11 protein-coding genes are annotated in these 11,881 nt (G+C 43.1%); 2 read left to right on the top strand and 9 right to left on the bottom strand.

From position 1 onward, the window contains the following. Nucleotides 1–18: 18 nt before the first annotated feature. Nucleotides 19–477: a CBS domain-containing protein gene (locus J7I42_RS15460; protein WP_209139731.1), complete on the bottom strand. Its 459-nt coding sequence runs from the start codon at nucleotides 475–477 to the stop codon at nucleotides 19–21. A 249-nt stretch (nucleotides 478–726) separates the two neighbouring features. Here J7I42_RS15460 and J7I42_RS15455 point away from each other — a divergent pair, with 249 nt between their 5' ends. Continuing rightward, nucleotides 727–981, top strand: coding sequence for an acyl-CoA-binding protein (locus tag J7I42_RS15455; protein ID WP_209139730.1), 255 nt, complete (start codon nucleotides 727–729; stop codon nucleotides 979–981). Between the two features lie 105 nt (nucleotides 982–1,086). Here J7I42_RS15455 and J7I42_RS15450 read toward each other — a convergent pair whose 3' ends face one another. Next, complete coding sequence (locus tag J7I42_RS15450; protein WP_209139729.1) at nucleotides 1,087–2,103, bottom strand: hypothetical protein; 1,017 nt, start codon at nucleotides 2,101–2,103, stop codon at nucleotides 1,087–1,089. An 8-nt stretch (nucleotides 2,104–2,111) separates the two neighbouring features. Further along, nucleotides 2,112–3,566, bottom strand: coding sequence for a flippase (locus J7I42_RS15445; RefSeq protein WP_209139728.1), 1,455 nt, complete (start codon nucleotides 3,564–3,566; stop codon nucleotides 2,112–2,114). 99 nt (nucleotides 3,567–3,665) lie between these two features. Between J7I42_RS15445 and J7I42_RS15440 the strand changes: the two genes are divergently transcribed. Beyond that, entirely contained in the window at nucleotides 3,666–4,796 is a 1,131-nt protein-coding gene (locus tag J7I42_RS15440) for a glycosyltransferase family protein (RefSeq protein WP_209139727.1), read from the top strand. A gap of 109 nt (nucleotides 4,797–4,905) precedes the next feature. Here J7I42_RS15440 and J7I42_RS15435 read toward each other — a convergent pair whose 3' ends face one another. The 6 genes from J7I42_RS15435 to J7I42_RS15410 form a co-directional block, all read right to left on the bottom strand. Then, nucleotides 4,906–5,340, bottom strand: coding sequence for a hemerythrin domain-containing protein (locus tag J7I42_RS15435; RefSeq protein WP_209139726.1), 435 nt, complete (start codon nucleotides 5,338–5,340; stop codon nucleotides 4,906–4,908). Nucleotides 5,341–5,578: 238 nt separating this feature from the next. Further along, nucleotides 5,579–6,340, bottom strand: coding sequence for a triose-phosphate isomerase (gene tpiA, locus J7I42_RS15430; protein ID WP_209139725.1), 762 nt, complete (start codon nucleotides 6,338–6,340; stop codon nucleotides 5,579–5,581). Nucleotides 6,341–6,371: 31 nt separating this feature from the next. Next, nucleotides 6,372–7,433, bottom strand: a complete 1,062-nt coding sequence (locus J7I42_RS15425; RefSeq protein ID WP_209139724.1) for a putative sugar nucleotidyl transferase — start codon at nucleotides 7,431–7,433, stop codon at nucleotides 6,372–6,374. 483 nt (nucleotides 7,434–7,916) lie between these two features. After that, the gene (locus J7I42_RS15420; protein ID WP_209139723.1) at nucleotides 7,917–8,168 is read right to left on the bottom strand and encodes a type B 50S ribosomal protein L31; all 252 of its coding nucleotides are present in this window, start codon (nucleotides 8,166–8,168) and stop codon (nucleotides 7,917–7,919) included. Nucleotides 8,169–8,683: 515 nt separating this feature from the next. After that, entirely contained in the window at nucleotides 8,684–9,175 is a 492-nt protein-coding gene (locus tag J7I42_RS15415) for a YajQ family cyclic di-GMP-binding protein (protein WP_209139722.1), read from the bottom strand. Between the two features lie 195 nt (nucleotides 9,176–9,370). Next, on the bottom strand, nucleotides 9,371–11,860 hold the full coding sequence (locus J7I42_RS15410) for an outer membrane beta-barrel family protein (protein WP_209139721.1): 2,490 nt from the start codon (nucleotides 11,858–11,860) through the stop codon (nucleotides 9,371–9,373). Nucleotides 11,861–11,881 lie beyond the last annotated feature (21 nt).

The following is an 11,881-nucleotide window of genomic DNA, read 5'->3' as shown; positions in this document are numbered from 1 at the left end:
AACTCAATAACTTAATAATTAATAGATCCTTCCTCTTCCCTCAGCCGTTTTGATCAATTCTTCGGCAAGGGTATCATCAAACACTTCAGCCTTGTTAGCCAATACTTCTCTGAGAATATCGTGAATAGTGATTATCCCCATAAACTTTTTCTCATCGATCGCTACCAGATAGCGGGCTTTACTTCTTATCATCAGGATCATGCAATGTTCCACCGTTTCTTCGGGACCTACTACGGGTAGATCGGTGGTCATCACTTCCTGTACATGGGCCTCTTTACTGCTGCGGCCCTTTAAAACTACATTTCGACTGTAATCCTTTTCAGAAAAAACGCCTTTGTACGCGTCCCCGTCCATTACTATCAGGTAACTCAGGTTTACCTCTTCAAGCAGGTGCAAGGCATCAATCACTAAAGCATCGGGCTTAATGATATTCTCCGGGCGCGGTTTACTGGCGATAAGATCGTCTACCGTTCTCATGAAATGAACATTTGTTTAAAGTTCGTATTTTATTTTATACGATCATGATATTAATCATCTATCGTACTACATATTGGCGATAAATTTATTACATAATTGGATTGAGCTTTCATGAACTGTCCTGAAATCCGCAGGATGGTATCCCGATGAATTGGGATGAAATCTGTCCCGATTCATTGGCATGTTGTGTGTAATGGAGACGCGTGGGCAAAAAACGCCTATTTTCGTGCCTCAAAAATTACATGTCATATGAATATTCAGGAAACTTTTGACCAGGCCGTTGCCCGCAGTAAGACCCTAACCGAAAAGCCAGGCAACGACGTTCTTTTACAATTATATGCCCTTTACAAACAGGCTACCGAGGGCGACGTGAACGTAGAACCACCAGCCAATGCCTTTGATTTTGTTGGCAAAGCCAAATTCAATGCCTGGGAAAGCATTAAAGGTAAGTCGAAAGAGGCTGCTATGCAGGAGTATGTTGAGCTGATCTCAAAACTGAAATAGTTGTTATGTGTTAGATAATGTGATTGTAGGCGTTTTACAGGTTGCCCCGACCCGTCGGCGCAATCTGTAATCGCCTTTTATGCTGAACCTTATGCTTGTCGATTTTTATAGCGCCTGCTCAAGCTGATCCAGTGCTTTTGTCAAAAAATGACCCTGGCTTATTTGCATAGCCAATGGACGCATGTTCTCCACCATGGCCTGGTATTCCTGATCGCTGGTATTCCTGATCATTTCTTCCATCTCTGATAATTTTTCAATGGAATAACCTATTCCATATTGTTTTACCAGTATGGCGCTGGCCGATGTTGCCGGTACAATAACGGGTATGCCTGCCAGTATATATAACGACAGTTTATGTGGGGTTATAACCGTTAAATAACTGCTGTAAATGCCGTCAAAACTGTCTATTGCCTCCCCATACCATACCAACCCGAATGATCCCTGTACATGATGCACCAATTCGTACGGGGGATATACTCCTTTAAAAGTGACATTGTCAGGAACGGTATTTTTTACGGGATAACCTTCGCCGTACACTGAAAATGAAAGCCGGGGTAGTTGTCCAAGCTTTTCTATAAAGGTGGTTTTAGCCAGATCGCCGGCTATAACTATGTGGTTTTGTTTTGACCGGTTTTTACATACGGGCGTGGTCAGGAAATCGTGAAACTGAAAGCATTCGATGGTAGCTTTGGGAACCAGCGTTTGTAACCACTGCTGCATGCGTTCATTGTGGGCAACAAACAGCCTGATCCGCCGCAGGGCTTTTTTCTCCTTTTCAAAAAGTTGCCTGTTATCATCACGCCACCCCTCCATATCCTGGATCACACAAATAATTTGTGCTCCTTTTATGCTTAAAAGGGTAATTAACAGCTGGTGGATCTTTGCATATAACGGAAATTGAAATACGACCAGATCGCGGGAACTGAGGCTGAAAAACAGCCTGATCAAATAAAGAAATCTTTTCAGTTTCGATTGTATGGAGAAATCCATCCTGCCCGGGAAATCAATAGGCCTGTATCCCCGGGAGACAAAAATTTTTTCTCCATCAACATTACCAATGCCGCCATGAACAAATTCATGATGTAAAAACTCCTGAATAAAATATTTTTTAGCAATTGGCATGATGAATATTAATGGGTATTTTTTCGCAGGGCGTTGATGGCGGTTGTATATAAATGGTTTACCAGTTTATTTTTCATTACCAGCAATTGCAGGATAAAATATCCCGGTACACAAATGATGACTGCAATCAGAATGATGATGATTGGGGACGTGAGATACATTTTCAACAACCAGATAACCGGAATAAATAATAAAGATGCGGCGATCGATTGCAAAAAAGTAACCCGATCGAATATTTGCATGGCTGGGAAATATTTTTTTACGTACCAGTACCCCAACACCAATACTATTGTTTCACCCAGGAGCATGGCGCAACAGGCGCCCCTGTCGTGCAGGTAATAGGACAGGCCCAGCATTAACAGGACATACACGCTGCTGCCGATTATAAGTCCATATAATTGCAGCTTTTCTTTTCCATGCGCTACCAGTATTTGTTTATTCAGGAACATACTATAGGCTTTTATAAGCGGTAGCATGGCCAGTATGGAAATATTCACGGTTACCCGGGAAAAATTGCCTGATAAAATGGTTTGTACCAACGGTCCCGCCAACAAAAAAATACCAACCGAAGCCGGAATGGTAATGATAAATATAAGTTGAACAGAATGTAAAATGGTTTGCTGTAATTCTTTTTCCTTTTCCTGGTGTAATAAAGTAGTTGTGCGTGGGTATAGGACCAAAAACATATCTGTAAACAGCGTGACCGCTACCCTGATCATTTTCATAGACATGGCGTAGATGCCCACAATGGCTGCCGTGCTCACGATGCCCAGCAATACATTATCGAGCCACACCATTATGGTGTACACGATGCTGATAAAATAGGTGGTGAAGGTATGTTTCAGGTGCCGTTTCCATTGGATGTTTTTCAAGGTTATTTGCAATTCCCTGAATACATTTATGATGTTGGTAAGCAGGTTAATGATGGCCGCAGTGGTAATGATGCCATAATACAGGTAGTAGTCTGCCGGCGCCTTTACAAAAATGAACAGGGCTATCAATCCCAGCAGTCTGCTGATAAACGACCTGATGGCGATATACCGGAATTTTTCCAACCCCCAGAAATACCATTCACAGGAAAAGCAATTCACCAGTAAAAAAGAAAGGGAGAAAAAGAGCAGCCGTACGTCGTGGATCTTGTTCCAGAGTATAAAAACGGTAATGCCATAAGCAAGCAATGAAATACCCGATGTCAGGCAATGCAACACGATCAGCTCCGACACCAGTTTGCGCAACTTTTCTTTATCGTGTTTAACCTGGGTTATTTCGCGAATGCCATACACTACTATGCCGAATTCAGCAATGGTAACAAAACAGTAGCTTAATGAATCAATGAAACTTACCCGGCCAATACCTTCGGGGTCTAATATCCTTGAAATATAGGGTATTGAAATAAGTGGCAGTAATACCTGGCTGCAGGATAGTAAAAAATTATAGACTAAATTTTTTTTTAAGTTTGCCAAGCTGAATTATAACAATAAATTACTTTTAATTGAGTTACCCGGGTTCAAAGAAATAAGTAAAATACGGGCAAATTTAGTTTTTCTGTAAAATATGGCAATATGAAAACCGGCATATTTGACATGGAGCATTTTGAAGTGGCGTATACCGTCGCTCAACTGTTTGATATGCCTGCCAATCAGCTGGTGATCTTTACCGACGCAGCAACCTATCAACGCTTACAGGACCTGTTTAAAGAGGATACAGCCCGGTATCAATGGGAAATACTGGACCGCACCGGTGGCAAATGGCGTTTTTTCAGTCAATTGTATAAAGCCGCTAAAAAGCATAATCTGGATATTTTTTACCTGAACACCATCAGTAATAACCACCTGTTGTATGCCTGGGTGATCGGGTTATTACGCATTGCCCGGGTGGTGGTCACGGTACACGACCTCAATTGTTTGTTCAGATCGCACCCCTCGCTTCAACTGCGGCAACTGATCCATCATATCGGGAAAAAAGCGCTTATTAAACGGGTACAGGAGTATAATGTGATCTCCGATACCATGGTGGGTTATCTGAAGGAAGTCACCGGTGGCAGCATGCAGGTCCATAATGTACCGGGCGCTGTTTTTGACAATAAACAGGCCTCATTGACCATAGACAACGCTATTCACCTGGTGGTGTCGGGTACGCTGGATAAAAAACGCCGGGATTATAAGCAGGTGTTTGAACTGTTAAAGGCGGCCGAAGCGAGCCAGCTGCCTTTGCATATTACCTTACTGGGCGGCCATTCAGATGAGTATGGTAAAGCCATCATACAACAGGCTGCTGCGTTTAAAACGACCTATACCCGCATCCGGTATTATGATGAAAAGGTAGTGCACCAGGATGAATTCGATAAACAGCTGAATGCGGCACATTTCATTTTCATTCCATCGGTTATCAATACTGCTATTTGTTTTTCCATTCCCGAAACTTACGGCCTTACCAAATCATCTGGCAATATGTTTGATGTGATCAAACATGCCCGGCCGTTTATTAGCCCCCAGTCATTGCGTATTTCGACTACGCTCGAGAGCAGCTGTTTTCGCTATACGTCCATCGGACATTTGTTGCAATTTTTACAGGATTGTATGCAGAATAAAGAAAGCTATCAAGCCTGGCAGCAGCGGGCGCTGGCCAATTCAAAGGAATATACCATTGCCAACGTACGGGCAAAAAATCCTACACTTTTTGCGGCCAGTTGATTATGTGGTGTTGCAAAAAAGCCTACTGGAGATCAATTGCTGATCCCGTTACCAGAGATACCCTTGTGATAGTGGATTTTACGTGGAATGGTACGCGTTCAGCAGTCCGTTATCTGCTTACTGCGGCCATTGATACATTGAGCTGGCTCAATTCCTGTGGGGAAATATCTTCTTCCATTTTTTTGAAAATGAACTCATCTTCAAAATGACTGTGTTGGTCAACCAGCTTAATAAAGGCCTTATATAAATAATAGTCTTCATCGTGGCGATTCAGCCTTTCGGCCAGCAGACGAATAGTATCGTGTTCGCGTTTTAAGATGTTCAGGAAGTTGAAATTGAAATGATGTTTCTGCAAAAAAGGAAATAATATCGCCTCTTCTGCATCCACATGCTTTTGCAGCTCATTTTTCCAGAATTGAACGATCCGTTGCCGGATGCTTGATTTATCGAGTTGCTGCTGGATGTCTCGTAAAAATTCGCGGCACTTAAGCCGATCTTCTTTGTGCTGCCAGGATAATACCTGTAATGCCCTTGAATGTTCCATAAACAGATCCTCCCGTTTTGCTTAAACAAAGATCACTCCATTCAGGGACAATGGGGATAAGTTAACTCATTTTAACAGTGAATTTGCATTAGAATTTTTGGGCGATTGATAGTTGGTCAAAGCCTGTAGAGAAGTGAGAATGATTGGGGAAATAAAGCGCTAAATTGGGAAGTATGAAATAAGAGGTAGGAAGTTAATTATTACCTCCTACCTCTTAAACCTATATTCGAATAGGCTACTATTTTAAGCTATTTATAATAGTAATGAACTCGCTCGCATTTAATGAAGCACCGCCAACCAGTCCGCCATCAACATCCGGACAGCTAAACAATTCTTTGGCGTTATTAGCTTTTACGCTGCCACCATATAAAATTGAAATGGCATCAGCGGTTGCTGCGCCGTATTGTTTGGCCAGTACACTGCGCAAATACGCATGTATTTCCTGAGCCTGTTCTGAAGTGGCTGTTTTACCAGTGCCGATGGCCCAAATGGGTTCATAAGCAATCACCACACGTTTGATGTCTGCATCTGACAAATGGAACAGTGATTCTTTTAATTGGGTTTCCACAAAACTGTTCTGGGTGCCTGCTTCCCGAATGTTCAGCGGCTCGCCACAACAAAATATGGGCGTGATATTGTATTGCAGGCACAGGTCCAGTTTCTCGGCCAGCATTTTATTTGATTCCTGAAAATATTCACGGCGCTCGCTATGGCCCAGCACGCAAAATTGAATACCGATCGATTGCAGCATTTCAACTGATACTTCACCGGTATAAGCGCCGGATTTTTTATTATAACAATTCTGGGCAGCTACAAAATAATTGTTTTCATCTTCGGTTTCGCTTTTTGCCATAATGAGGTATGGGAAAGGAACAGCAAAAATGGTTTGCTGGTGTGCCTGTAATTCAATGTTGGCAGAAAGGATCTCGTCGAGTAACTGTTCACCCTGTTGGTAGGTACAATTCATCTTCCAGTTAGCCGCAGCAATTTGTTTGCGCATATGTAATCGTCTTTTTATTAGTGAAGGCCTTTTATGATTGCCCAAAAATATGTTTCAATTGAGTTATTTCAGCTTCTGTAAGCGCCTGATTTTTTAATTTTTTCCAATTGCTGATGTCTGACAGTGCTTTTTCAAATTCATACAGGCTAAGTCCCTTGTTGCCCCAGGTAAAATCGGGGATGAATTTTGGCGGCATGCCTTCGCCAAAAATGTTGGCGCAAACGCCTACTACCGTGCCCGTATTGAACGAAGTATTGATAGCAGCCCGTGAATAATCACCCATCAGCAACCCGCATTTCAGTCCGGCTTTCAGGTATTCGCGGCTATGGTAATGCCATACATTCACTTCGCTGGCTGTATTCTTGATATTGGAGTTGGAGGTACCGGCGCCCAGGTTGCACCACTCGCCTATTACCGAATCGCCCAGGTAACCGTCATGTGCTTTGTTGGAATAGGCAAACAGCACCGCATTTTTGATCTCGCCACCTGCAATACAATAAGGACCAATGGTGGTAGCGCCGTATATTTTAGCGCCCATTTTTATTACGGCACTTTCGCCCAGCGAAAAAGGTCCTCTGATGATGGCGCCATCCATTACCTCGGCGTTCTTACCAATATATATGGGGCCGGTGGACGCATTCAACAGGCAATGGTTCAATATGGCGCCCGGTTCAATAAAGATGTTGTTGGGATTAACAGTTTGTACTAATTCAGGAATGGGGGCAGAAATACGATTGTTTGTAAGTAAAGCGAAGTCTTCCCGCAATGCCCAGTCATTAAACTGAAAAATATGCCAGGGATATTGAATGATCTTTACCAGGTTGTAATCGGGCTCCCGAGTAGGTTCGCCATTGTCATCAAATATCGATTCAATGAATGCTGCTGAGGGAACAATGTTGGCGGCAAACACAATAGCATCGGCCGGTGGTTGTTCCTCCTTCTTCAGCACATATACGGGTTGTTGCAACAACCTTTCCCATTTTTCACGGATGGTGAGAATACCGATGCGGATATCGGCTACGGCGCGGGTTTGGGTAAAGGGATATAAATGATCTGATACTTCTTTGTCGGACAAAAAGACCCGTTTGTTCATATTTCTTGGTTCTGATCCAAACTTAAGCCATTTTTTGTTCTTTGGGTGGTTTGGCTATTGGAAACCAAGATTCGGCACAAGCGGATGCTTGCGCCATTGTAGGGGAATGCGCTGGGAGTTGTCTAATAGTGGTCAGGGAGTTGTCTGATAGTGGTCAGGGAATGGTCTCATAGGACTAGTGTTTCCAGAGCATCTCCTGAGCACCCTGAGACAATACCCAGGCCAGTAGACTACCATTACACTACACTTTAGCCACCATTATGCTACCATTTAGGTACTGAATACCTATACTAAGTATTAAGAGAGAAAAACTTTGTGCAGCTTATTTGAAATTATTTATGGAGTTTATTGGCTGGTGCATCTTATAGGTAGCTTCACTTTCCATTTACAGCCATGATCTAAAACAAAAATCCCCTTCCTTAGACAAGGAAAGGGAAAGTATAGCCATGAAAAACAAAAATGTTTGTATTGAAATTACGCTTTTTATTTTTTCTTTTCGTAACGTTTCTTGAATTTATCAATTCTACCCGCTGTATCTACCAGTACGTTCTGACCAGTGAAGAAGGGGTGAGACGTATTAGAAATTTCTAATTTGATCAATGGATATTCGTTGCCATCTTCCCATTTCACGGTTTCTTTAGAAGGAGAAGTAGAACGGCTCAGGAACTGGTGACCGTTACTCATATCTTTAAAAACAACGAACCGATAGTTCTCGGGATGAAGTCCCTTTTTCATAACTCTTTGATTTTTAAATTGTACACCGATTTTGCGGTATACCCTGTTATTGTATTTGTTATACTGGTTTTATCAGCAAAGCCGCAAAATTAGCCCTCCAGTGTAACTCCGCCAAATTAAATTTTATTCCTGACTTTTTTAATAATTAATTAAAGAAAAAAGGAAAATTAATAAACCGGCAGGTAAAAATAAATTTTTTCAGGCAAGAAATAAAAAAGAAAGCACCGGATCCATTTTATACCTGCTACGAGCACGTATAACCTGTATACCCAATGCTTTCCACTAATCGCATTGAACCATTTTACTAGCCTACTGCGATTTTCTGTATCTAAGATACTTCTAAAATTATGCCTGATCCAAATTTTGGCGGGTCTGTTTTTGCACCTGTTCTGCACTATATTATCCACACTGGAAATCCGCAATCGGCAGTCGGCAATGGGTTACCAAGCCTTGAGTCTTGCAATTAATTCGTGAGTTTAGAAATTCGGGGCTATTCACGATTGCGGATTGCCGGGCTAGCTTCTCATATTCTCATATTGCAGCGGAAGGCCCAATTCGGCGCCCCGGCAGAGTTTTATCACTTCCTGCAGGTCGTCGATCTTTTTGCCGGTAACGCGTACCATATCATCCATAATGGCCGCCTGTACCTTTAAACCGGAGTCTTTGATGAGTTTCACCACTTTTTTGGCATCTTCCTGTTTCAAGCCGTTGCGAACTGATACTTCCTGTTTTGTCAGTTTGCCACTTTGATAGGATTCTTTGCTGAGGTCGAACGCCTCGGGAGCAATGTTTTGTTTGTGGGCCCGGTTGATCAATACATCGATCAACTGGCGCATTTTCATATCGTCTTCCGTTTCAATATTGATCTTGAACTCTTTTTTATCGAGTTTGATCTCCACGTGCGAACCTTTAAAGTCGAAACGATTGGTGATTTCCTTGGTGGTAACATTCACTGCATTATCCAGTGCCTGTGCATCCACCTTGCTAACAATGTCAAACGAAGGCATAGCGTAAATTTAAATTTTTAATTAGCTCAGAAAGCATTCTGCCTGGCAGAATGAGTGTGATTCTAAAGCATAATTTGAAAGCAAATCACAACAAAAGGGGCGTTGCCGTACTAACGGAACGAAGTACGAAAGTAGGAAAAAACTGGTTACCGGTTGCCAGTTACCTGTTTAGCGGGTGCCGGCGAGTGGTAAACATTACTGTCCCTGCCCTCCTGCCCTGTTCTGTTCATCGGTAACCCCGCTACTGCGGCGGCGGGCCTGGGCTATAGAGGTTTTACCAAACCGGTAACTAAAGGTGACAGTAACGTTCCGGTTGTCCCATCGGTTATATATTTTCACATCAATATCGCTGTACTGGGTATTTCCTTTATATACCTGCCAGTGGAATGGGTCCCGGATATTCAGTCGCACCGTGCCCTTCCCTTTCATTACCAGCTTTTGGCCGGCCAGGTTCATAAAATACATGGGTTCGGCAATGGTCAGTTGTTCAATGGTCTTACCCCGGTACCACCCGCTCACTTCAGCACTCCAGCCTTTTTTAAAACTAAAATTATTACTAACGTTCACCGATGCCGAAGTATAGCTTAGGTCTATAGGATCGTTATTGCCGGTATAGGAGTTATAATAGATCCCTTCATACCGGTTGTTGAACACGTTCACAAACAGGTTTACGTTCCAGCCTTTTAGGGGTGAAAAAGGCGCATTTATTGCCAGTCCGATATTTTTGAGCCGGGCCACATTGTCTGTTGTAAGGTAAGTGATCCTTTTTTCGGTATTCTGTTTTAACAGCTGCGATATTACATCGTCTGTCACCGTGTAATTGATGGTAGTAGTGAACTTGCCATTAAGTGTATGTCTTAATTCAATGTTATTGGCATATTGGGGTAACAGGTACGGGTTGCCCTGGCGGTATTGCAATGAATCAAGGAACCAGATAAACGGGTTCAGGTCCTGGTAATTGGGCCGCTCAATGCGTCTGCCGTACGAAAGGGTGAATGCATGCTTTTTATTGACCTCGTAATTAATGTAACCCGTTGGGAAAAGGTTGGTATAGTTACGGGTAAAGCTGGAGTCGGTTGTGACCTGGTTTCCTTTGGCAATGGTATTTTCAATACGAAAACCAACCTGGGCGCTCCATTTCTTCCATTTTTTATTCAGACTTACATACCCGGCATTGATGTTTTCCCTGTATATAAAATGATTGCTTCGGTTATCTGGTTGCCAGGTGCCATTGTCATTGCGTTGGTATTTTACTTCATTGTCGTTCTTTACATCGCTCAGTTTTATCCCGGCATCGAGGCGCAGGTTGTTTTTGAGCGGATGTACATAATCGCTTTTGATTGAATAGATGTTTATCAGACCGGGAATGTCGCCATATAAGGTCAGGTTACCCAGGCTGTTGCCCCAATTATCATAAATGGAGGTGTACAAAGTGTTTTGGGCGCTGTTGGAGTAGCCCATATAATCAAGGTCTACCGTAAGCTCCCGGCCGGCTGAATCGAACGTATGTTTGTAATTGAGGTTGGTAGAATAATTAAAGAAATCGTTCTTATTGATGTTATTCGAGGCCAGTACTGACTCTGTGCTGCCATCGGGCTTGCTGATGACCTGGTTGCTGACGGGGGTTGGCCGGCCAAAAAAGCCAAACCCATTCACCACTATCCCAAGGACATTCTTTTTATCGAGATAGTAATCAAAACCCAGTTTCAGGGTTTGGTTGTTATTCCGGAAATTAAAATCGGTATGAGTATAGGAACTTGAGTTCAGGGTGCCGTCTTTTTCAAAAAAGCGGCGGGTAAGGTCAAGCGTACCATTTCCTTCGCGATAGTTATAATTATAGTTCCCAAACAGGTTCCATTTCCCTTTTCGGTAATTTAGATTGATGCTGGTGGTTGTTTTCACCGGGTATAGCCATTCATCATTCCGTTTAAAAAAACTAACGGTCCCCCCCAGGGTTACACTGCCATTCAGCCCTTCGTTCAGGCTTTTCTTTGTTTTTATGTTAATGATGCCTGAATTGCCACTGGCTTCGTACCGGGCCGGTGGGTTGGTCATGATCTCTATCTGGTCAAGGGCGGAGGCAGGCAGATTCTTCAGTACATTGGCCAGGTCGGCTGCCGATAAATAAGTGGGTTTGCCATCGAGTAGAATGCGCACCCCCTGTTTTCCTTTTAAACTGATCTCGCCTTCATTACTAACGGTTACGCCGGGCGATTTTTCCAGTACTTCCAGGGCCGAAGCACCGGCATTGGAAGGCGCAGCTTCAACATTCACCACCATACGATCGATCTTGTTTTCGATCAGGGGTCTTTTTCCGGTAACTGTTACGGAGCCCAGTGATTTGGCTTCGGATCTTTTTAGTTGAAAGGATGGGACTTTATAAACTGATGATGATGAAAGGATAAATCGTTTACTGCTGGCTTTTGCAAACCCTACTGCTGTAACGGTCACAAAATAATCGCCTTCGGGCAGATTCTCGAATTCGAACAATCCGTACCTGTCAGAAACCGCCACTTTCACAAGTGAAGAATCTTTGGCCCGTTGCAGGGATGCGGAGGCCGATTCTACTGCCTGGGCATTATCATCGGTGATAACGCCGCTGATCTTACCCGTTTTATTTTGCCCAATAACTTCAATGGAGAGGAAATACAATATGCCCCATAACCAGGTAAAACTGTTTTTCATGTGCAGGTCAGTTGAAGGTTT

Source organism: Niastella soli, from assembly GCF_017742245.1.
Lineage (GTDB): Bacteria > Bacteroidota > Bacteroidia > Chitinophagales > Chitinophagaceae > Niastella > Niastella soli.
This window is presented reverse-complemented; position numbering and strand designations above follow the sequence as displayed.